Source organism: Moritella dasanensis ArB 0140 (assembly GCF_000276805.1).
Lineage (GTDB): Bacteria > Pseudomonadota > Gammaproteobacteria > Enterobacterales > Moritellaceae > Moritella > Moritella dasanensis.
This window is the reverse complement of sequence record NZ_AKXQ01000008.1, coordinates 72,394-96,766: the sequence shown is the minus strand read 5'-3', so window position 1 is coordinate 96,766 and position 24,373 is coordinate 72,394. Positions and strand designations below refer to the sequence as shown.

Below are 24,373 nucleotides of genomic sequence, written 5' to 3'. Positions count from 1 at the left end.
GCGCTTTAATCCGTATTGGTAATGGCAATGATTTGCTCATCACTGATTTTTCTTTTCTTTCTGGCCAATTTTTTCAATGGTGGGCATTTCTCTTCATTGAAATACGTCACCTGACAATCCAGACAGTAATGGCACTCACGCATGTTGATCACGCCGTTTGGCTGTATCGCTTGGATCTCACATTCTTTGGCACATGTTTTACAGGGTTGACCGCATTCAGAACGGCGTTTTAACCACTGGAATAAACTCAGTTTACTCGGCACAGATAAGGCCGCGCCTAACGGGCATAAATAGCGACAAAATGTTTTGCGATTAACAAGACTAGTTAAGATCATCAGACTTGCCCAGGCAATGTATGGCCATTCCCGATCAAATTTTAATAAGAAGGTGGTTTTAAACGGTTCGATTTCCGCAAACTGCTCCGCCATCGCTAATGAATCCAGCGACATGCCAAACAAAGCCAATAAGATAAGATATTTGATTGCCCACAAACGTTCATGCACGGCATAAGGTAATTCCAGTTGCGGTAATTTAATAAACCGGCCAAACACATTAACCAGTTCTTGCAAGGCACCAAACGGGCATAACCAGCCACAATAAACCGCCCGTCCCCACAACAGCATAGTGACAGCCGCTGCGCACCATAAAATAAAGATAACCGGGTCAAGCAAAAATAGATCCCATGAAAAGTCATGCATCAGCGCTTGTAAAAAGGTAAACACATTAACAATGGATAGCTGCCCGCCCCATGACCAACCGATTAATACGACGGTGATAACCAGAAAACCATGACGTAAGTTATGCATAAATTTAGGGTGTCTAACCAATACATCTTGGAAGAATAAGATAAGTAATAGTAAGATCAACAAAGTAATCAGGATCACTACCTCAACATTTTTGTCCTGCCAGACTTGCTGAGTCAGGGTTAATTCGGGTTCAGGCATAATTGCAGGCGGGGTATCAACATATTTGTCCAGCATGGCATACTGGCCTTTAAAGCTGTTAAATAAGCTATCGACGGGGCCGGTTTGACGACGAACTAACAACTCGAACGCCCATTCAGCGCCGGGATCAAACTCGTGATGCGCTTCGATTTTAAATACTGACATTTCTTTGAACGTTGGCGCGCCAGCAATGAATATATCGGTCACCCGCTCATGTTGTAAGTCTCGAAATGAAATAGCATTGTCTTGCTGATGGACTTGAATTCGGTCAAAAATACCGCCGCGTACATAACCCGAACCTTTAAATGAGTAACCGTTACCAAATACCCCGACCAAATGTTCACCTGGTTTGAGGGGATCAGTTAACCATTTATAGTCAGCCGCACTAAATAAATTTTTACCTATGGTGGGAATATCAACAAGGGTGTAATAGATCTCGGCAAACATGTCTTGTTTTTCATCAGCACTGGCTTCATCGACATGCTCGGCCGCAGTCCCTACAAAACTGTCATCAACCGCGTTACGATCTAGATATAACTTACGAATAGAGCCATCGCCAGTAAGTTGAGTCCAATTAGCGTCGCTGAATACTTCCGTTTTAATGGTTGAGATAGGCTGAATTATGCCATTCGATTTTTCTATAATAGCCAGCGCTTGCGCAACTTTTTTTGCCGCTTTGGTAATACCAACATTCATCACCATCACGGTAACGGTAGCGCCGGAAAGACCATCAATGGCAACGTAGCCTTCGTTCTTATTACCACCGACCTTTAATCTATCGCGCACGGATAAACCGGTATATTGATCGGTGAAAGCCCATAACTTGCTCTCTGGAATACCGGCAAGAATAATCGGTTCATGATGTTCTAATACTTTTGCCGTAAGGTAAGCACCTTGGGGATCGATAACCACCAGCATATTGACCGGTTCACCAGAATAAGCTGGGATCTTAGCGATATCGTTGGTTTCAAAAGCATAACCTAAAACTTCATCGTTTTTGCGCACTGTCCAGATAGGATAACCACCGACTTTGGTTGGGGTTTTATCCGAAATCGCAGTGGCATCGGGGAATTGCGCCTGAATAAACGGCATAGGATCTTTCGGGGGACTAACAAATAACGCATAACTTGACGGAATAAAAAAAGTGACCATCAACAGCAGTATAGTGATAACCGCTAAGGCTCCTTGCTTAAAAAGGCCTTGCTGAAATATAGTTTTTTTATTCACTAAAGAGTTAAAACTAACCACAATAATCGTCCCCTAATTTGCAACTCATGAGGAATAAGTTGCTGTCCATTAGGAGTATAGTAAATAGTCCGTTAACACTAGCGAATGACTTTAGTCAATTACCCATTAACATCTTCATCATTTAATAAAATACATTCATGTTAATTGATGTTGATCAATTGTTGTTAGTGTTACTCATTTATTGATAGCTTCAGTACTTAATGCCTATTACCTCAGACTTGCGATAATAGGCATTTTTATACTTAGCTTACGAACTATGCGAGCAATACAACATCATCATGACATCGTATTAAGCATACGTTGATTTCTTATCTTCTTCCGAACTAGGCTGATCACTTAATACATCGGCCAGTGTAGAACGGCATAGGTTACCCTCGACTTCACCATCTTCGTTTAATACCGGTAATGGCAATATATTATCCAGCATTTCAGGAATAACGGTTTCGATTAACGCATCACTTTGTACCGCAGGTACATCCTCTAATAAAGAGGCATCAAGGACATTACTGTAATCACTTGTTTCGACGTTATCCAAGGTATCTTGAGTGATAACCCCTTGATAACCATCTTTGTTAACCACGTAGCCGAAATCTTCTTTTGATTTACGCATTTGTAATACCGCTTCACCGATTGTCTCGGCCGAAATACGGCAAATTTGCGGTTGCATGACCGTTTCAACAGTCAATGCACGGGCGCGGTTTACATCTTTAACAAAGGCTTCAACGTAGTCATCGACCGGGTTAAGTAGAATATCAACCGGCGTACCTTGTTGCACTAATACCCCATCACGTAAAATAGCAATGCGATCGCCTAAGCGTAATGCTTCATCAAGATCATGGGTAATAAAGACAATGGTTTTATGCAGTTTTTCTTGCAGTTCAATCAGCTGATCTTGCATTTCGCTGCGGATCAGCGGATCCAATGCTGAAAATGCTTCATCCATTAACAGAATATCAGCATCGGTACACAGTGCGCGGGCTAAACCAACACGTTGCTGTTGACCACCAGACAGTTGTCCTGGATATTGATTAGCATAACCGTCAAGTCCTACCGTTTCTAACCACTGCGTTGCTTTCTGCTTTATTTCAGCTTTTTTAACGCCCTGCACTTGCAAGCCATAACCAATATTTTCTAATACGGTGCGGTGTGGCATCAGTCCAAAACGTTGGAATACCATCGACATTTTGTTACGACGGAAATCTTGCAGGTCTTTACTCGATAGCTGCATCACATCGCTGCCCGCCACTTCGATTTCACCGGCAGTTGGTTCTATCAAGCGATTAAAATGGCGGATCAAGGTTGATTTACCTGAACCAGACAAGCCCATGATCACGAATATCTCGCCCGGATAAACATCCAGATTAATATTCGATAAACCAACTGTATGGCCAGTCTCTGCTAGGATTTCATCTTTTGATTTACCCGCTTTAACTTGTTCAAGGATCTTTTTTTCGTCTTTACCAAAAATTTTATATAAATTCTTAATGCGAATTAATGGTGTTTTACTTTTATTCGGACAATGAGTGTCATCCGAACTGCTACTTTCATTTGAACGGCTATTTTTATGCGAATTCATATTAGTGCCCTCCTAAGTTTTGCAGTGTACGTTTTGCGTAGCTTTGCGAGATCCGATCAAAGATAATCGCTAATGCCACAATCGCTAAACCATTCATCAAGCCAAGGGTGAAATATTGATTGGTAATTGATTTTAATACCGGTTGACCTAAACCTTTCACACCAATCATTGACGCGATAACAACCATCGCTAGCGCCATCATAATCGTCTGATTGATACCCGCCATAATATTAGGCATGGCCAAGGGTAACTGCACGCCAAATAAACGTTGCGTAGGACTCGCACCATAAGCAGTAGCGGCCTCTAATACTTCTTTGTCAACAAGACGTATACCTAAGTTAGTGAGGCGGATCACCGGCGGCACGGCGTAAATAATAACCGCAATCACACCCGGAATTTTACCAATACCTAATAACATCACCACAGGGATCAAATATACAAAGGCTGGCATGGTTTGCATAATATCGAGCACGGGGGTTACTGTTGACTGCACACGATCAGAGCGCGACATCGCGATCCCAATCGGAATACCAATAAGAATGGCGAGTAAGGTAGAGACCAGAATAATACTCATGGTACGCATGGTGTTGTCCCACATACCAAAGAAGCCGATGAGGAAAAAGGCAACGGCAACGCCTACGGTTAATTTCCAAGAGCGGCTAGCTGCGTAAGCAAATACCGCTAATACAGCAACCACTAACCACCAAGGGCTGCCAAGTAATAATTTTTCGAACCAAATGAGAAAAGTAAGTAAGGGATCAAAAAACGCTTCAATATTATCACCGTATTCACGCGAAAAACTGCGATATGCGCCATCCAATGTTTTTCTGATATCCAGTAATTGGTGACGATCTAGCTGCGGTATTTCCGAAAGCCATGAACTGTCTGACATATTTTTATTTCCTAAGATGAAAAAGCCCGAATCGCTCGGGCTATATATACCCAGCTACTGCAAATGCAACTGTAACTGTACAATCGCATACTGCTGTAACATGGGTATAGTGAAAGGCTATAGTGCTAAGACTGCTTTCTTGATTTTTTGCGCGGTAGCAGAATCAACCCATTGTGACCAGGTATCTTCATAGTTAGTAATAAAGTGTTCAACACTGTATTCACCGTCAGCTTGCTCATCTTCCATCCAAGCAAGTAATTCATTCATCTGGGCATTCTTAAATGAACGGGCGTTAAGATAAGCCAGAGCTTCAGGTGCTTTTGCCGCAAATGTTTCTGTGACAACAGTATCGACAGCTGAAGGTGGGAACATCGTCGCTTTAGGATCTAAACAATCTTCTTGCGTAATACACTCTTTAAAGTGTTTTTCATCGATGCCAGTACCAAAGTCAACTTTCACCATATTGTATTTACCCAATACAGCGGTTGGTGCCCAATAATAACCAAACCAAGCTTCTTTGCGTTCATACGCTTTAGCGATAGAACCCGATAAACCAGCACCGGAACCTGGATCAATCATATCAAAGCCATCATCAGCAAGGTTTAACGCTTCATAAAGATTAGTGGTAGTAATTTGACAATTCCAACCCGATGGACAAATCATAAAGGCTGATTTTTCTGGGTCTTCAGGGTGTTTAAACAATTTAGCATTGGCTTTAATACCAGCAATCGTTGCTAAACTCGGATCTTTTTCAACCATATAGGCAGGAACCCAAAAGCCTTCTTCACCACCATCTGAAAGTGTCGCGCCAGCATAACGAATTCGCCCTTCTGCAACACCTTTATCAAGTGCTGGTTTCATGGCATTACTCCAGAATTCTGGGGCTACATCAGGCTGACCTTTTTCAATCATCGCCGTACCCGTTGCCATGGTATCACCAGGGACAAGTTCGGCATCACAGTCAAAACCATGCTCTAAAATAAAGCGGTCAATATTGGCGATTAAGGTAGCTGAATTCCAGCTCATGTCAGCAATGGTAACAGAGCCGCATTCACTTGCATTAGCGAAGGTAGAAAGAGAGGTTGAAGCGATAAGTAGGGTCGTAGCGAAAGTCTTCCGCATATTAATAATATCCTTATTATTGTTATGAAGTATCAGCAATACTACAGTAAATTGCTGCTAAAAGCTTAAATAAGTACCAAAAACCGTAAACATCCATACAAGTTTCGTAAAAATATTCACGGTAAGTATTTATAAATAATAGTTAAAATAGGGTAAAATAAGTCAAGTAATTACATTACTCTTCGGCCTGTATTTGGCCAACTAATAGTACCGGTGCAGCATCTAGTTTTTCCGCATCCATCATAGATGCAATACGTTCGACAGATGATAATAGTTGGCTCTGTTCCCATTCTTCAAGATTCTGATAACGGGTAATAAAATGCTCTTGCAGTGGTTTAGGTGAACTGCTTAATAGCGTCTTTCCTGCATCACTCAATGATAAGTGCACTTTACGTTTATCGGTTTTACTGCGCGTTCTGACCACCAAATTTCGACTTTCAAGTCGGTCGATAATGGTTGTCACTGTCGCGGCGCTGAGCGCGATCTCTTTGGCAATGTCTTTTGCTAACGGCGCATCAAGCAAGGCAATATTTTGCATGACCATAAGCTGAGGGCCGGTTAAGCCTGATTGTTTATTCAACTGGCGAGAATGTATATCAATAGCCCTAATAACACGGCGTAATGACACTAATAGCTCTTCGTACTTTTCCATAAATATAGCCTAAATTGATAACCGAATAGATAACAGATAACCGAATGGATAACAGTTCATTTTCCGCAACAATAACAGAAATTAACCCGACTCACACTGCAAATATAAAAAACATAAAATAACGCCTACACGTTATTTTACGTGTTACCAAAATAGGCACTATTTATGTACTAGTTAGCCAACTCAATCTTATTAAAGTCGATTTCGTTTTCTTTTGGCGAATGCTCAATAGCCGCAACCTGCGGATATTTTTTCGCGAGTATATACACGAAACAGCCCAGAATAAGTGCGATTGCTAATGCACCAACCCACTGGATTTGTAAGAAATCGAGTTTGAACAATAATGTCAAACAACTCATTAAGACCACGTTGCCTATGATGTATTTAGCCTTACCAAAACGTTCTACGGTAAGGTTTAAATTATCAGTATAAAGTCGTACCAATGAATCCAGCGAGTTAATCACAAAGGTGACGCCCACTAATATCATCGCTAGGTTATAGAAACCCGTTGTCGCGATTTCATTAACGCTATAATAGTAAAGTACCGAGAACCATACTGCGATTGGGATAGACGGGAATACCATCATTGCAATCAGTACTTGATACGTCTTCATGCCGCCAACAAAGCGTGATGTGAATTGACCAATCATGATGCTCCACGAGAACCACCAGAATAAGTAAAATTCGTGGTAATCATTCATCGGTAAAACAAAGTGATGCAAGTTACCAAAGTAATCGCCAATCAAAGCAAACGTCTTGGTGAATTCACTGACGCTTGAACCTTCAGATAAGAACGCACCCGCCCACATTAGGACGATAAGACCTAAGAACAACCAAGTACTGGCTAAACTGAGGATACGTACATAACGAATACTGGTGCTTGAGTAAACCGCCGCAGCAATCACTAAGAACACAATCAGGTAGAAGCTACCCACTATCGTTTCACCATCGCCTAATTCAGGTAAATACCAAGGTAAATTAGTCAACAACAAGTAAGCAGTAAAGGCACACGTACCGATAATGATAAAGTTATTGATGAATTTGATCAGTGGGATCTCAAAGAATTTAACTCTTGGTTCAATAACGCAAAAGTAGAAACACGTTAAAAAGTAAAATGCCCAAATTAAGAATGCCCAGAACCCAAATTCAATCGCCAATGGATTACTAAAGCTGTATTCAGGACTCGCAGCAAGATTTGCATAACCAGCAAATTCAGTCAGCGGGAACATGATCAGTCCCACGTCTAAACCAGAGGTAAATAGAATAGCGATAAAGGTGAATGTACGCACAGGTGTGACACCAACGCATTTCACATTACCCCAACGGTAAATCACAAATGCAATTGCAGCAAAGGTAAATAAAATACCTATCGTAAGCCAAGTCGTCATTGTTTAAACTCCATGTAATTTTGTATAAAACACAAGTTTTATCCCTCTTGTGTTCTAACATAGCCACCTCAACGTTTAAGTTAGGCTCTTTTTAGATAGCACTCCCCCTCAAACCTTAAATATCGAATTGACGATATTTAAACCCTGATGAATTGAGTGTGGCGTTAAAGACCATTTAGCCAGAGTGGCTTAGGCTGGTCTGATACCTATTTTCATTAACAACAGACGCTGCCGTTAAGCAGGTTGTCGTTTGGGTTGTTGTAATCGTTGTGTGCTCTGCCATTCTGGCGCTACCGTTACCGCGGTATCATCAGCTTTGAGCATGGTATTGCCCAAGATAATGTCTGCTGCGCGCTCAGCTAACATAATAGTCGGCGAGTTCAGGTTACCATTTGGAATGGTTGGAAAAATAGAGGAATCAACCACCCTTAACCCATCAATACCGTGAACCTTAGTTTCAGAGTCAACCACAGCCATTGCGTCTTCACCCATCTTGCACGAGCAAGAAGGATGGTAAGCACTTTCAACTGTACTTCTCACAAAGCTGTCAATCTCTTCATCGGTTTGAATAGCGGTACCGGGTTGAATTTCTTCACCGCGGAATTCGTCTAATCCAGGTTGATTGATGATCTCACGTGTTAAGCGTACACACGCTCGAAACGCTTCAATATCTTCAGCTTCAGATAAATAATTAAACTGAATGTGTGGTGCCACGTGCGCATCTTTTGATACCACTTTGACAAAACCACGGCTTTTCGGTTTGTTATGGCCAACATGCACTTGAAAACCATGACCGGCAAACGCTTCTTTACCGTCATAACGCATTGCTGCAGGTAAAAAGTGATATTGTAGATCTGGCCACTCGAGACCGGGCTTCGAACGAATAAAACCACAAGATTCAAAGTGATTCGTCGCGCCTAAACCAGACTTATTAAAGAACCAGCGCGCACCAATAAACAATTTATTTAATGGATCTAATTTGCCATTCAATGAAATCGGTTTAAGGCATTTGAATTGGAAGTAAAACTCAAGATGATCTTGTAAGTTCTCGCCAACGCCAGGCAGTTCATGTAATTGCTCAATACCCGCTTCTGCTAAGGTACTTGCTTTACCGATGCCGGATAATTGCAAGATATGTGGTGAACCAATAGAACCCGCAGAAAGAATCACTTCTTTGTTGCAATGTAAGGTCGTTAACTTGCCCTTACGTTCAAACTCTATGCCGATGGCCTGTTTGCCTTCAAACAATACCTTGTGTACCAAAGCATGGGTGATCACAGTTAAATTACTACGCTGCATAGCCGGTCTTAAATACGCATTTGCAGTCGACCAACGCACACCTTTTTTAATGGTCATGTGCATCGGGCCAAAGCCTTCTTGCTGCTTACCGTTGTAATCATTCGTTGCCATGTAACCGGCATCAACACCCGCAGCAACAAACGCTTTATATAACGGGTTTTTCATGTTGTTACCGTTATTAACGGCCAGTGGTCCATTGCCACCGCGGTATTCATCACCGCCAAACGCCCAGCTTTCGGCTTTTTTAAAATAAGGTAAGCAATTGCTATAATCCCAATTTTTCGCCCCACCTTGCTGCCATTCATCAAAATCACGAGCATGACCGCGCACGTAAACCATGCCATTAATAGAAGACGAACCGCCTAATACCTTGCCACGAGGACAATGCATACGGCGATTATCTAACGTCGGTTCAGCTTGGGTTTCAAACTGCCACGCATATTTTTTACTGTTCATCGGAATCGATAACGCAGTCGGCATTTGAATAAAGATGCTCTTATCACTGCCACCGGTTTCCAGTAGCAATACTTTGTTTGCTGGATCGGCAGATAATCGGTTGGCTAATACACAACCCGCACTACCCGCGCCAACAATAATGTAATCGTACAATCCTTGTGATGTAGTCATAACCTTTCCTTAAAATTAAAACTTAAAACAATCTCTTAAAATCTAGCCTTAATAAAGACGACTCTAAAATGGACTTTCAAGTGGTTGCATACCAACATACACAGCTTTAATCTGGGTATACGCTTTTAAGGTTTCGCTACCGTTCTCACGACCAATTCCCGACATTTTATAACCGCCAACAGGCATTTCTGCAGGTGATGCGCCATACGCATTGATCCAACAGATTCCGGCTTCCATTTGATGAATAACACGGTGAGCACGGGTAATGTCTTGCGTGAATACACCCGCTGCTAAGCCTAAACGCGTATCATTAGCACGACGTACAACTTCATCTTCATCTGAGAATGTAAGTACTGACATCACTGGACCAAAGATCTCTTCTTTGCTTAATGTCATTTCATCTGTGCACTGAGTAAAAATAGTCGGTGCAACAAAGTAACCATTCGGCGCATTATCAGGTTTTAAAGCATGGCCACCCGTCAGTAGTTCAGCGCCTTCTGCTTTACCGATTTCGATAAAGTTAAGTACTTTTTGTTGATGATCTTTCGAAATTAAGGCACCAAAGTTAGTCTCTGGATCCATCGGATCGCCACAGATGATGTTGTTCTCTGTGCGTTGACGTAATTTTTCGATAAAACGTGGATAAATGGCATCTTGCACAAATACACGTGTACCGTTGGTGCATACTTCACCTTGGGTATAGAAGTTCGCTAGCATTGCCGCTGATACCGCGTTATCAACGTCGGCGTCATCAAAGATGATTAACGGTGATTTACCGCCTAATTCCATCGTCACTTGTTTCAATGAACCAGCTGCAGCTGCCATTACTTTCTTGCCCGTTCCCACTTCACCAGTGAAAGATACTTTCGCAATCTCTTCATGCGTCGTTAACCAAGCACCTACACGGCCATCACCTTGCACAACGTTAAATACGCCATGAGGTACGCCAGCATCGGTAAATACTTCTGCTAATTTAATCGCACCACGTGGAGTTTCTTCTGATGGTTTAAAGATCATCACATTACCGCAAGCCAATGCCGGTGCTGCTTTCCAGCACGCAATTTGTAGCGGGTAATTCCAAGCGCCAATACCAGCGCAAATGCCTAATGGCTCACGACGGGTATAGTAAAAATCATCACCGACCTGTTGTTGATTGCCTTCAATACTTGGTGCAAGACCAGCAAAGAATTCAATTGAATCAGCACCCGTTACAACATCAACCACAGAAGCTTCTTGCCAAGGTTTGCCTGTATCTTGTACTTCGATAGCAGCTAACTCATCATTTCGTTCTCGTAACAAAGCCACGGCTTTTAATAAAATACGGCTACGTTCCATCGGCGTCATTTTAGACCAAGTTGAAAAACCTGCTTTTGCGCTGTCAATTGCCGCTTGCTGAACACTTGCATCTGCAACTTCAACTAAATAACTCACCGCTCCGGTGGCAGGGTTGATAACTTCAAAAGTTTCGCCCGTTTCATTGGCGATAGACTGTCCGTGGACATAATTCTGATAAGTAATTAACGACATTCATTTTCTCCGTGCGGTGTAATCACCGCCTCGATAAAGGCTTTACATAAAATTTGGGCTTGTTCGAATTCTTGTTCAGGACAACTGCTCAAGGCACTTCGCAACCAGAAGCCATCAATCATTGCCGCGGTTTGTTTGGCACACTTGATCGCTTCAACGTTGGGCATTAGTTGTTTAAAAGAGAATGCGAGGTTGCTGTACAAACGCTGGCAGTTAATGTGTTGTAATCTCGCGAGTCCCGGATCGTGAGCGGCTTGAGACCAAAAACTTAACCAAGTTTTAGTCGCTGCAGTTGAGCGTTGGAATTCAGTGAAATTAGATTCGACGATCATCGACAAGCGTTCCGCTGGAGATAAGTTTTTACCTAAGATGCGGCTTAATAATGCTTGTTTCAGTTCCTCAAGTAGATATTTGAGCGTTGCTTCAATCAGACCTTGTTTACCACCAAAATAATGGCTAATAAGGCCAGATGACAATCCAGCAAGTCCACTAATAGTATTGATCGTGGTGTGGTGTAAACCGTGGCGTTCAACAGAGATCAACGTCGCGTCAATCAGTTGTTGTTGCCTCACGGTTTTCATTGCTGGTCTGGGCATAAAAAGTAACATTCCATGTTTAATTTTTGTGAATAACCGTTCTAAATAATAGTTAATTGAACGTTCAATTAACTACAACTATAATAGTTAGAGCTGTAACTATCAACCCCAGCATTCATAATATAGGTCATAATTATAAAATTAATCATGCATATAGCCGCACTACAAAATAGCATAAGACGCTGTTTACAAAGGGTAATTAACTATAGTTAAATTTGAGTTAACTCGAGGTAAATTAAGCGTAAATAAATTAATAGTTTCAACCATAATCATTATAAAACTAACAAATAGACTGAATTACAACAAAAAAATAACAACGATGTTGCAGAGTTAATTTCATTGATGACAAGGAAAATGCGTTATATGGTTTGATGTTTAAGGTTGGGGATATATTGCAGAATAGAGCGAAGAAAAATGCATGATAATGAAGAATGGAAACAGGAATGAAAGAACTAGTTAAGTAAAGAGTGAAATAAAAAACGCAGTTCCGTGCATGACAATTTACACAGAACTAACGTCAAACAAGCTTAAACCAAATAATCCACTAAATCGTCGATTTCAGTCTCGGATGCATGCATAGAGATATCAAAGCTTTTATACGTATCGCCTCTTAGTACTCGGTCTATCTCGGCTAAGCCATAAACAGTATCGCCTTTTAATGCAAAGGTAAGCTCAAGTTCACCACGACTAAAAATACTGCTTTTACGAAACTCTATTTCTTGGTATGCGCCAGATTCATTAGTAAATCCAGACATCGAAATAGTGCCCGACTCCATATCTGTTTTAACGAGTTTTAAGTCTTTATCTTCGATTAATTTGTTAATAATAGTGGCAATAGCAGGTAAAGGTAGCACATGAATAACGTCTTTATCGCTTGCATCAATCGCATAGTCAATATCAAGTTCAGTATCTAACCACACAACGCATTGGTTGTTACTCACAGCCAGAGTCGTGATCGGCGCTTCTGGATGTAGATTAAACTCAAAATCAAAACGATACTCAGCATCCGCCTTGGCATCAAACGCGTCTGATATATGGTACTGCGCTAATACATGATCTACAAATTCAATATTTTCATCAATTTCTTGTTTCACTTTCGTCATTAAGCAAATTGTAATGGCAGCGATGCTTTGATCTACGCTACCACCCACCACTTTTACATGTCCTGATACCAGACCACCTTGAAGCACTTCATTATAATCAAGAATGGTATCTACTTTTGCTCCACCAAAACCCAGTGCTGCTGATATATTTTTGAACATACTATCCTCGTTATTTAATTAAATACATGTGAGTCTTCATAATTTGAATGCTAGCTCAGAATACGACCTCTTTTATATCCATAATAGCGTTTAATAAGCTGATCTTGAAGTGAAAAACCCAAAAAAACCTGATGGTGAGGTTACTTCATCATCAGGTTTTTTAAATGATCCGATGCAGAGAATCGGTGGACGAATATTGGCGAGAGTGATTTCACTTTCGCCCTTTTAACTTATTGTAACTGACTAATTATCATTGTAATCTCGCTTTTAATTGTTGCATCATGTTTGCAGGTGCATAAGGCGTTAAATCCTCAAGACAAGCTTTTGCTTTTACTCCTGCAGATTGATGTTTCAATAACATGTCACAACGTGCATATAAATGTTCAGGATTACCACTTAACTTAAACGCTTGATTAAGGGCATAATCTGCAGTCGTTAAGTTAATATTTTCCAGTGACAAACCATAAACTAGCCAATATTGTGGGTTATCAGCTGTAAGTTCGGTTGCTTTTTTAAAGAAATTAGCCGCTTTTTGTGATTGTTTTTGTCTTAATAGAGAAAGCCCCGCTGTATAGTTAAGCGGCCCCGAATCCGGCTTAGCGATAATACCCTTCATTAAAGTATCAAAACCAATTATCTCCTGCTTTTGGGAACGATATAAATCAGCAAGGTTAATATAACTATTAATGAAGATAGGCTCTACCTTCATTGCTTGCTGATAAGCTTCAATCGCCAGTTCATTCTTGCCTTGTGAACGGTAAACGTTAGCCAAATTCGTGTACCCAAATCCCCGATCTCGATTAAACATTTGAATATCAATATATTCAGCAAGAGGCTTTTTAATTTCTGCACGTTGTTGGACTGTTAATGCTGACCAATACCTAACTAGTGCACCAGCGGCTTCAGTCCTCACGGCATAAACAGGATCAGTTAACAAAGGTTGTAGTAAAATCCAGCGTTCCTTGAAAGCATAACCAGCACTGCCTTTAATAGCTCCAATACGCACCATATCATTATCATTTTTAATACTTTCTTTTAACGCCTGCTTTGCTTTATCACTCGGATAAGCAGCCAACCTCTGCAAAGAAGAGGCTCGGATAATATCACTTTGAGTACTATCTTGAGCTACGTTTATTAAGGCATCTCCAGCGCTAGCATGATTAATACTGCTAGCGTAAAATGCAACGCTAAAATGCTGTTGATTATTGTGTTTTGAATTAGGAAACCATTTTTTCAATGAGTTATTAGCCCATTTATTACTTTCCCCCTCATGACAACTAGTACAAACGTTAGGTGTTTGAGTTAGTTCGCTTAAATTGGGTCTAGGGATTTGCCAACTATGATCTCTGCGAGGATCCACCTGCATATAAGTAGTGGTAGGCATATGGCAGGTTGTACATTGCGATGCTTCGCTATTAGCTTCATGAAACGTATGTTTTTCTGGAGAATAATCAGCGGGCGAATGACATTGCGCACAAACTGCCTCTTCAGGTACAGCTAATTCAGCACTGTGAGGGTTATGGCAATTGCTACAGGTGACCCCTTTTTCCGCCATCTTACTTTGCAAGAAAGATCCATATACATAATCTTCATCATATATTTGCCCATCATTGTGATAAAGCTGAGGTGTGATCATACTCAATAAATAACGGTCTTGAAATTCACCTGCAACATGATCATTGCTTTCTGATATTTGAGTTCTGCGGCTATGACACTGTGCGCATACTTGCACTTGGTCTGTTTTTTCAATTGAGCGTGGCTGTAGTGCAGGTTTTCCCTCTTCATAAACCCATTCTTTAACCGCTTTAGATAAATCTCGGTTAAAGCCAAAATTCGAAGTGCTTAATGTATCAGTATTCTTATTATCTTTGGTTAGGTTTAAATGTTCACTGCCTGGTCCATGGCAGGCCTCACAACCGACACTGATTTCAGACCAAGTGGTTTTATATTCATTAGTTTCAGGGTTATAATTCTTATTTAGATTAGTAGAGTGGCAATCAGCACACATGAAATTCCAGTTTTGGCCTGTATTTGTCCAATAGAATTCATCGGTGGTCGTTTTATCAGGATACAAATCATACCAACGTTGACCGCCTTCTGACTTAAGACGTGCGTCCCAAGTAAATGGAATTAATTGCACACGTCCATCATCAAATTCAACCATATACTGCTGTAACGGTTCAACACCAAACGTATACTTTATTTGGTAATCATGGAACTTACCATCAGGACCTTCTATATTAACCCAGTATTGATCGCCTTTCGTATAAAAACGATTCACCTTACCATTAGATATAAACTCAGCATTGTTGAAGTCACCTAAAATGGATTCTTTACTAGCATGTTGCATCGCTAATTGGTGCTGTGAACCTTGCCAATCTTGATAAGCATCTTCATGGCAATTAACACAGGTTTTAGAACCGACATATTCAGCCGTAAAGCCAATGAATGAAAATGCACATAACAAAAATGCAGTAAATAAACGAAGAAAGTAAGATAATTTACTCATGAATGTCCTTTTTGTAATTTTGATTCAATGCAACATAATATTCTTATATATAATAGGTTATTGTGGGATAGAAAGAATTATCATTTAATAACAATCAGATATTAGGCATTAATTAAATGCCATTTTAATTTTACTCACACGCTTAATGACCAGCCAGTCAATCAGTAATACCAAGGCGATAGTGCCACCAGCCAGCGGTAACATCACGGATAAGGCTAAGATAGTCATCAAACCCACTTTCCAGACACCTTCATGCTCAAATCGTGGTGGCGCGCCAAGTACTTTCTTACCTGCAGGGCGGCGTATCCACCACATCACGGCACCAGAGATAGCGATAAAGATAAACGCTAAACAGAACATGACATTAACTATTTTATTCAATACACTCACATCGCCTTGATGCAGCGCAATGCCTGCCGCCATGAACTTAGCCATGGGGTTATATTCATGCCATGTGACGTCGGCTAAAACCTTGCCCGAATACTGGTCAATATGGGTGGTTCTATCCAGTCTAGGATCGGTAATATCACCACTCATGGTATTTGCCGCTAAGGTATAAACGCCAGTGTCAGTGCGCGGAAAGTTAAGTTTAAATTGGCTAAACCCAAGGGATTTGGCTTGCACTAAGACCTCATCAACACCCCATTTAACAGGACTGTTTATGTTCGAGTCATCCGTAGCCCTATCATCGGTAACCCTATCATCCGGCATACTTTCTGCATCAGGCATAGCAACTGACATGGCCGCTAACATCGCCGCATGATCATGTGATTCCGGCATTAACGTTTGTTCTAAATTCCATGGCAGTTCTTCTTCACTGCCGTGGTTCATTGCTGCATGGTTTTGGGTTGACAGTGGTACATCATCCCACTTCTCCGCAGGGAAACTGCTCCACGCTTGCACAAATTGGCCACCCCAAACACTTGCCCACGCTAAACCAGAAATAAAGAAGAACAATAAGACAAACGACAATAACCCGCCAATATTGGCATGCAGGTCGCGTATCAGAGTACGGGGGCCATTTGTCGTTCTAATTTTAAGAAATCCGGCTTTACTGGCCTTATCTCGTGGTATCCATAAATAAACACCTGTCACTAATAAGATCACGCCTAAACTCGCCGCTATTTCAATCAAGTAGTCTCCCCAATCGCCTAACAATAAAGTACCGTGAATATCATTAGCGAGTTGATACCAGCTATCACTGCGATCTATGGTGCCAATAATGTCACCACTATAAGGATTAACAGTCACGAATATCGTTTTACCGGATCCCAAGGTAATGGAAAATCGATTCGCTAAATCTGGGCTTGGCGCAGGCACAAACTGGGTTATTTTTGCATCTGGATAAGCGAGTAATACATTATCCATTTGCACAGAGACCGCCACCGTCGAGGCTTGTGGAACGACTTCCAACACTGACTGATAACGGCTGAATTCAATCTCATCATCGAATAGCATGACCAGACCCGTTAAGCTCAACATCAACATAAATGGCACGACAAATAGCCCAGCATAAAAGTGCCAGCGCCACGTTAAAAAGTAACGGTGTTTCGAACGTACGAGTCCTTCATTATGAGGTGCGGCATCATTTCTGGCTGTACTATTTACCGGCGTACTATTTACCGACGTATTATTTACCGGCGTGTTATTTATCGGCATATGAGTTTTCGACATTTTTTGTATATTCCTTTCTACAAAATCCCTATCGTATTAACGATGGTCATCCATATTAACTAAATTTTTTCGTCATCAATTCCCGGCTAAAGCAAAAGCTTAACCGTATATTGATCACGTGAATCCGCTGTTCGAACACCGTTATGATTGCAATAAACAGTACGAGTACAGCGATGATTTAAGTTAAGAAAGGACTGCGGGTGGTGCGCGAGGTACTTGCCATTGATAGCGCAGGCTATGCGCTAAAAACGAATAATGTTCTTGGATTGAAAAGCTAACGCCGACCAATGTTGGCGCGGTTAATAATGCGAAGTCATGAAAAGAAGAAAAATGGCTGAATGGGCAGGGTTTACCCTCGTGAGTTTGAGGTTTACCTTCTTCGATCTGAACCAGTTCCAGTCCATTGACGGTACACAACGTTGCCCATACACCCACGCTATTATTGGCGTTAAGCACAGGCATTAGCGTCACTAAAACCCAACTGAGTAGGCTAGCAAGCAACATTGATTTTTTAAAATAAGAACTGTGTTTCATACGATACTCTATAGATTTGTATGGAGTGTACATAAATCTATAACATATCGCAAAGAATGTAACATGTGGTTAACGTTTGGGCGTTGGACTGTGACAGCTAAGTGAGACGTAATTAAAAAGCAAACGATAGCCCGAAATTCAGTTTACAGTCGTCTTTCTGTGGGGTTATATCACTTGAATTAGCTTTTGGATTAGAAAGATGATCCCATACAAGTTTAATACTAAAATCCAAGTCTTCTATCATTTCAATATCTAAGCCTAAGTTATTAGTGTGTCTCATCCCACCAGCTGAGTGTGTGGACCAGTTAAAATCGTAAGTATGGCTAAGGTCTACGTTTTCAAATAATTCATAGTCTATTTTAGAACTAAATAATACGGTAGGGCTCATTTCATCATCAGAGTCGCCCTCTTGCACTGTGTCAAAGTGCGTATATTGAATACCTGGTCCGAGCGACACGTCCCATTCAAAATTTGATTGCGTGAATAGAAAATAACCAACCTGCATAGAGCCATTAATACGATAGGCAATATTTTGAAATTTATCGCTATCAAGCGTCATTTTTATAGGTCTGAGAAAGAGACGAGGGCTTAAGTTTATGTCATACGACCCATCGACGATGTGGTTTTTAGCGGTATTTTCACCAGCGCTTTCCGCTATATTACTGGCGTATCGTAATAGCACTCTTGATTTGACTGTTTTACGTTCAGCATCAATACTCGTCGCGATGGACAATTCATCAGTATTACCTTTACTAAAATTCGCACCGATAAAAAAATCAACGTCCCAATTCTCTCGCTCGGTATCGACGCCTCGATAAATAGAAACGACTTGGTTGACCGGCACCCGAGTTTGAATTTTATTACTGATGATTAAGGTATCTCCTGTGATTAAAAGAGAGCCTGTATGCACTTCACCAGAGTTCAGTAATACCTTGAATGAACGTGCGGTTTTCAAGGTTTTGATATCTTCTAAATCAATTTCCTGATCACCAAGGTCATCACTATCAAACTCAATCGTTTGATCGAAAGAGTTTTGACTTTTCTCAATCGTACCGATTAGTTCGCCTTTGAGCGTTTCGCCTGAAATCAGTTGAACCCAATCATCTGTCGCTTTGATAGTAATAGGCAAAGGCACATCATTGGATGACAGAGTGGAAAGTTGAGCAAAGCTCGGGCTCGTCATACTCAGAGCTGTAATAAAAGAAGCAATGGGATAAGCATAATTCATAATAATTTGAAACACCAAATAATAGCAATGAGAACACAGATACAGATTTTGACTTATAATAAAGTCCATTTACATATCGAAACTTAGCATATCCAGATCAAGCTGAGCAGTAAAATACCACTCTGCACACCCAGAATTTAATGAATGAGGCTTATTAATGCTAATTAACAACCAACCGGCTGATATAGAACACTTTAATTGTATACCTTAATCACTCAATACAAGCTATGTATAGATGTTAGATTCACCACCAAACATGTAATACCATCGCGTTGTGTTAACACTCAATTATAGTCTATTCATACGATGAAAACAGTGAAGGGGTCGCCAGTACTGGCTCACAACATGATGAAGTAAGGCCATGATTAAAAATGCTCATATTGAAAACTCCAGAGCACGATATAGATTGTTAAATTGAGGATTTATAGTTCAATAAAATATTCAAGGGGATAGGGCAATCATCGGAATAGAAAATACGATAGCGGAGACTAATGCCGGAGGTAATTTATAACCTCCGGCATAATATTATTCACTTGATTGATTGGAAGCATTAAGCGGCTACAACACCAGTGGGTAACCTTTTTCAGGATGCGCCATAATGGTTATATTATGTTGGTATACCTTGCTGATATTCTGCTTGGTAATAACCTCAGCAGGCGACCCATCAGCAACGATATGGCCTTTATTCAAGATAACTAATCTATCCGCGTATTGTGATGCTAAATTTAAATCATGAATGACAATGATGACTGCCGCGCCCGATTGCGCTAACTGCTTTGCTAAAATTAAGACTTTATGTTGGTACTCTATATCCAATGCGGCCGTTGGCTCATCAAGTAATAAAATCTTTTTGTCACCACCTACAGATAACTGCGTTAATACCCTTGCCAAGTGCACACGCTGCTTTTCACCGCCTGATAATAACGGATATCGGACGTCAGCTAAGTGACTAACACCGACTTTTTTCATCATAGCGTTGACTATTTCATCACGTTGTAAAGTTGAGACCGCGAGCGGAATAGCACCTAACTCAATCACTTCTTGCACGCTAAAGTTAAACGTTAAGTTACTTGATTGCGGTAATACACCAAGCGATTTTGCCAATTCATTGGGTTGCCAATGACTCGCAGACTCGCCAAATAAAGTTAAATTATCGTAACTTAATTCATAATCCTTTGATTTTTTCAATGGTAATTCTTGCGTAATAACCTTCAAGCAAGAGCTTTTCCCTGTGCCATTAGGACCGAGTATTGCGGTGAGTTGCCCTGCATTAAAGCTTAAGTTGACCTTGTCTAATACTGTTTTATTGCCAAACCTTAAGGTGACATTGTGCATCGATATTACGTTTTTCATCACGCTAGCGTCCCTTTTTGTTTAACCAATAAATACATAAAAAATGGTGCGCCAATTAACGCAGTAACAATACCGACGGGCATGTCGAGTGGTGCAACAACGGTTCTTGCAATCATGTCCGACACCAACAGCAGCAACGCACCAATCACCATAGACACAGGTAATAACAGCTTATGCCTTGGCCCTATTAACATGCGGCCTAAGTGCGGCACAATTAAGCCAATAAAACCGATCATACCAGACAGTGAAACAGTCACCCCGACCCCCACTGCAGTGAGTAAAATTAACTTCTTTTTTAAACGTTGAACCCGAATACCAAGGTGTTTTGCTTCTGACTCACCGAGCAATAAGGCATCCATCTTATTGGCGTCTTTATAAAACACAATGAACAACACAATAAGGGTGACAAATGACAGTGCGATACCCAACCAATTTGCACCAGCCAGTGAACCCATAGTCCATAATGACAGGTCTCTTAGCGCTTGGTCATCGGCATAATAATTCATCAATCCAAGTCCCGCGCCAGCCAGTGCACTAATCGCTACACCGGCAAGTAACATCATGGTCACAGAGGTGCCATTGCTGCTTGTACCTAGGTGATAAACGATAATAGTCGTGATTGCCCCGCCCATAAATGAGAACAGCGGCACTGCGCCTAATAATAACAATGTCGGATATAATTCAGCAAGCGAACCAAACATGACGATTGCAATTGCCGCGCCCAGAGATGCACCCGCAGACACACCGATAATGCCCGGATCTGCTAACGAATTACGAAATAACCCCTGCATTACGGTGCCACAAATTGCCAGAATGGCCCCCACACTCAATGCCAACAATGTCCGTGGTAAGCGTATTTGTTGGATAACTAACTCGATATGCGCAGGTAAATCAATGCGATATTGTGATGGTAATAAGGCGCTCATGCTTTGTGCCAAGGTAATATCCATTGGCCCAAGGGCAATTGAAGCCACTATCGCAATATACAAAAGTACAATGCCGCTAAATATTAAGATCTTGGTGTTGTTTGCTTGAAAAAAAGTAGACGTTAACATGCTTTCCTCAGTCTTGAACGTGGGTTTGTGATTGTGATTGAGGCTGAGATTGAGGCTGAGATTGAAGTTGAGATTGAAGTTGAGATTGAAGTTGAGAGTAATGAAGCTGTAGCGTTTTAGCCAGAGCGATGCTTTCAAGACCAAAGCCACCAATTAATGCGCTGCCTTGCACTGCAACGATTTGTCCTTTCGCACCGGCAGGCGTGGCTTTTAATAATGGGAAGTCTTGTGACAGTTTATCGGCACTGCCATAAGGTAAGAAATCACGATCGCTCACTAAGATATAATCAGGCTGCAGTTGAATGATCGCTTCATAAGACAAAGGTTTGTAAGATTCGATGACGCTATTTGCTGGATTAACCGCACCTGACAGTGTAATAATTTCATCTATCGAGGTATTTTTACCTGCCGCTGTTACCGCTCTGTCTTTACTGATCATTAAGAACAATACACTGGGTTTGTCTGTTAGTGGGGTACTTTTTTTCAATGCTAGAATGGCTTGTTTAGCTTGCCGTTTAACTTGCTTCGCTTGTACTTGGCTATGAGTCAGCTCTGCAATCACATCTATCCGTTTATCTAAATCTGCCAAAGTATTACCACTCGGTACAGTGATGACCTTTACATTACTGGCTGTTAATAAATCTAATGTCGAATTTGGCCCCATCTCATCAGAACCAATCAAATATGTGGGAGCAAGAGCCATCAGACCTTCAGCAGATAACTGTCGATGATAGCCAAGTTGAGCAAATTTTCCCTGTTTATTAAAATGCTTGCTGGTGACATCCACCGCGACTAAATTGTCTTGTGCGTTAAGTGCAAAAAATAGCTCGGTAACACTCGAACCAGCACTGATCATTCTTGACTCCGCAGCGGCGGTAAAACTTAACAGCATGCTTAAACTCATCACCACGCTTATACCTATTATTGATTTTTTCATATTAGCTATCTTCTTCCATCATTACGTTAATTTTAGTTACATCGTTATTTTTTAAAAATGCTAATATTTTCATCATCTTGTCTATTGGCGCCGATTTATCAGCGGTAATCAAAATGGTGTGTTCTGGCGCGTCCTTATGGCGGATTAACAATTGTTGTTTAAACGAATCCCAATCTGAGATCTTGTTGTCATCAATGCCCCACTCGTCGGCTTGTGCCAAAATACTGATAGCAATCACCTTGGTATCCGTCTGATTTAACACCGCCGTTTCGTCAGTAACGGGCACGTCCACCGCTAAGCTTTTAATGCTGATATTTGCAGTGAGCAACAAGAAAACCATGACAATAAAGATGATATCTAACAGTGGCGTTAGATCCGGTTTATAGTCAGTGAAGTTGCTATTGTCGCCAGCACTGATCATCGTTTATTACCGCCATTGCTGGTTGTTTTAATTTTATGCAAATCACCTTTAATATGGTCGACCTTATATTGTTCAACCCTATGCTGATCAACATAAACGCCTTCTAAAAACAGATTACAATGGTTCAATGCATGCTCTACTTTGGCCATGATATTGTCCGCCCATAAATGCAGTAACTGCGAGCCGAGGATTGCAGGCAATGCAATTAATAAACCCGCGGCAGTGGTCGCCATTGCTAAACCGAGACCATCAGCGAGTAAAGCGGGTTCAATAGTGCCCTGTGTTAATGCTAAGTCTTTAAACATTTTTATTAAACCAAGTACAGTACCAAGCAAGCCAATAAGCGGTGCTATCATGCCAATGATTGATAATATCTTTAAACCCGAACCGTAATTACGACGTTGTTTATGCAACCACAGCGATACTGTTTCTTCTCTTAAATTCTTAGCATGATCGTGGTGCATAAGCAGTATTCCAGCCCCTTTTTCAAAGGTATTATTACTTTTCAGTAATTGCCGAGCGGTGCTTTCAAAATAGTTACCGTCGATATTCTGTTGCTGATATAAAGCCTTAATTAATCGCTGACTGTTTGAACGTGAATTCATTGATAAGTAAAGAAGACGCTCTAAAATAATCAGCAATACCACACATGACATGAGCGTTAATGGCCAAGTCATCAGACCTAATTGCGCGTATAAGTTATTAAAAAAATTCATTATCTAATCCAATTTAAATCTAATGGGTATTTGCAAACGGTACGCGTATGCCTGTCCTGCTGTTTTTTGTTCAGCAAACTGCCAAGCCGCAATTGTTTTTAGCGCGGCGTCATCAAGCAAACTATAACCAGTAGAATCCAGCAGCCGTTGCTTAATTTGCTTGCCATTTTTATCCAGCCACACTTCGATTAACGCTTCTCCTTCTAAGTTCTTTCGTTTGGCTAATCTTGGATATTTAATGGCCGTTGGTTTGACTTTAAATTTAGGTTTAGCGATTAACTTGGGCATTGCTTTACTCGATTGACTGCTAATAATCTCGCTTCTATTGCTCACTGTCGGTGTTATTTCAGCGGTTAATTCAGGTACGACCTTCGCCTCTTTTTCTACCACGGCTGATTGCTTGTCTTGAATGACTGGTTTGGTTTCTGGCAGTTGCTTTGGCTTTACTTTAACTGCGACTAATTTATCAACTTTTGGCTTTACTTTGGGTTTGGGTTTAGGTTTAGGCTTAGGTTTCACCTTTACTAATTTTTCAATTTCAACTTCAGTTTTTGCTTTAATTTTGGGCTTTTTTTTGGGCTTAGCCTTTTCAGCTACCTTAGGTTTACTCACTGCAATAAATTGCACGCTATTATTGGTTTGTTGCGATTTATCATCCAATGATATGGTGATCATTTGTTCTTGATTTGGCATGGATGAAAATGCAACGCCATGAATTAAAAGAGAAAGCGAAGTAAATACGACATATCTTTTGAGATTCATTTTGATCCTTAATGATTTAAACAAGATAAAGCGCGTTGTTAATTGCGGCTA

The 24,373-nt window shown here is 41.0% G+C and carries 20 protein-coding genes; all 20 read right to left on the bottom strand.

What is annotated here, in order from left to right:
- Positions 1-5 precede the first annotated feature (5 nt).
- Positions 6-2,192 carry a transcriptional regulator NosR gene (gene nosR, locus A923_RS0108550; protein WP_017221251.1) on the bottom strand — a complete coding sequence of 729 codons (2,187 nt, stop codon included), beginning with the start codon at positions 2,190-2,192 and terminating at the stop codon, positions 6-8.
- Between the two features lie 289 nt (positions 2,193-2,481).
- Positions 2,482-3,768: a quaternary amine ABC transporter ATP-binding protein gene (locus A923_RS0108545; RefSeq protein ID WP_017221250.1), complete on the bottom strand. Its 1,287-nt coding sequence runs from the start codon at positions 3,766-3,768 to the stop codon at positions 2,482-2,484.
- A gap of 1 nt (position 3,769) precedes the next feature.
- Positions 3,770-4,660: an ABC transporter permease gene (locus tag A923_RS0108540; RefSeq protein ID WP_017221249.1), complete on the bottom strand. Its 891-nt coding sequence runs from the start codon at positions 4,658-4,660 to the stop codon at positions 3,770-3,772.
- A 117-nt stretch (positions 4,661-4,777) separates the two neighbouring features.
- The gene (locus A923_RS0108535; RefSeq protein WP_017221248.1) at positions 4,778-5,782 is read right to left on the bottom strand and encodes an ABC transporter substrate-binding protein; all 1,005 of its coding nucleotides are present in this window, start codon (positions 5,780-5,782) and stop codon (positions 4,778-4,780) included.
- Positions 5,783-5,957: 175 nt separating this feature from the next.
- Complete coding sequence (locus A923_RS0108530; RefSeq protein ID WP_017221247.1) at positions 5,958-6,434, bottom strand: MarR family winged helix-turn-helix transcriptional regulator; 477 nt, start codon at positions 6,432-6,434, stop codon at positions 5,958-5,960.
- Positions 6,435-6,604: 170 nt separating this feature from the next.
- On the bottom strand, positions 6,605-7,822 hold the full coding sequence (locus A923_RS0108525; protein ID WP_017221246.1) for a choline transporter: 1,218 nt from the start codon (positions 7,820-7,822) through the stop codon (positions 6,605-6,607).
- Positions 7,823-8,056: 234 nt separating this feature from the next.
- Positions 8,057-9,748, bottom strand: a complete 1,692-nt coding sequence (gene betA, locus A923_RS0108520) for a choline dehydrogenase (RefSeq protein WP_017221245.1) — start codon at positions 9,746-9,748, stop codon at positions 8,057-8,059.
- 63 nt (positions 9,749-9,811) lie between these two features.
- The gene (betB, locus tag A923_RS0108515) at positions 9,812-11,275 is read right to left on the bottom strand and encodes a betaine-aldehyde dehydrogenase (RefSeq protein WP_017221244.1); all 1,464 of its coding nucleotides are present in this window, start codon (positions 11,273-11,275) and stop codon (positions 9,812-9,814) included.
- Positions 11,266-11,871 (bottom strand): transcriptional regulator BetI, encoded by a 606-nt coding sequence (gene betI, locus A923_RS0108510; RefSeq protein WP_017221243.1) that lies wholly within the window; start codon positions 11,869-11,871, stop codon positions 11,266-11,268. The genes betB and betI overlap by 10 nt, the downstream gene beginning before the upstream one ends.
- A gap of 527 nt (positions 11,872-12,398) precedes the next feature.
- Positions 12,399-13,133, bottom strand: coding sequence for a sporulation protein (locus tag A923_RS0108505; RefSeq protein ID WP_017221242.1), 735 nt, complete (start codon positions 13,131-13,133; stop codon positions 12,399-12,401).
- 250 nt (positions 13,134-13,383) lie between these two features.
- Positions 13,384-15,642, bottom strand: coding sequence for a HEAT repeat domain-containing protein (locus tag A923_RS0108500; RefSeq protein WP_017221241.1), 2,259 nt, complete (start codon positions 15,640-15,642; stop codon positions 13,384-13,386).
- A 108-nt stretch (positions 15,643-15,750) separates the two neighbouring features.
- Entirely contained in the window at positions 15,751-17,316 is a 1,566-nt protein-coding gene (locus tag A923_RS0108495; protein WP_017221240.1) for a PepSY-associated TM helix domain-containing protein, read from the bottom strand.
- A 183-nt stretch (positions 17,317-17,499) separates the two neighbouring features.
- Positions 17,500-17,850 carry a hypothetical protein gene (locus A923_RS0108490; RefSeq protein ID WP_017221239.1) on the bottom strand — a complete coding sequence of 117 codons (351 nt, stop codon included), beginning with the start codon at positions 17,848-17,850 and terminating at the stop codon, positions 17,500-17,502.
- A 112-nt stretch (positions 17,851-17,962) separates the two neighbouring features.
- Positions 17,963-18,985, bottom strand: coding sequence for a DUF481 domain-containing protein (locus A923_RS0108485; protein WP_420192179.1), 1,023 nt, complete (start codon positions 18,983-18,985; stop codon positions 17,963-17,965).
- A gap of 651 nt (positions 18,986-19,636) precedes the next feature.
- Entirely contained in the window at positions 19,637-20,431 is a 795-nt protein-coding gene (locus A923_RS0108480; RefSeq protein WP_017221237.1) for a heme ABC transporter ATP-binding protein, read from the bottom strand.
- A complete protein-coding gene (locus A923_RS0108475) occupies positions 20,431-21,486 on the bottom strand; it encodes a FecCD family ABC transporter permease (protein WP_017221236.1) in 1,056 nt (351 codons plus the stop codon). Before A923_RS0108475 ends, A923_RS0108480 begins: the two co-directional genes overlap by 1 nt.
- 7 nt (positions 21,487-21,493) lie before the next feature.
- Entirely contained in the window at positions 21,494-22,423 is a 930-nt protein-coding gene (locus A923_RS22130; protein WP_033197577.1) for a heme/hemin ABC transporter substrate-binding protein, read from the bottom strand.
- 1 nt (position 22,424) lies between these two features.
- On the bottom strand, positions 22,425-22,844 hold the full coding sequence (locus A923_RS0108465) for an ExbD/TolR family protein (RefSeq protein ID WP_017221234.1): 420 nt from the start codon (positions 22,842-22,844) through the stop codon (positions 22,425-22,427).
- A complete protein-coding gene (locus tag A923_RS0108460) occupies positions 22,841-23,560 on the bottom strand; it encodes a MotA/TolQ/ExbB proton channel family protein (RefSeq protein WP_017221233.1) in 720 nt (239 codons plus the stop codon). The genes A923_RS0108465 and A923_RS0108460 overlap by 4 nt, the downstream gene beginning before the upstream one ends.
- Before the next feature lie 3 nt (positions 23,561-23,563).
- Positions 23,564-24,346, bottom strand: coding sequence for an energy transducer TonB (locus A923_RS22125; RefSeq protein ID WP_157532793.1), 783 nt, complete (start codon positions 24,344-24,346; stop codon positions 23,564-23,566).
- Between the last annotated feature and the right edge of the window lie 27 nt (positions 24,347-24,373).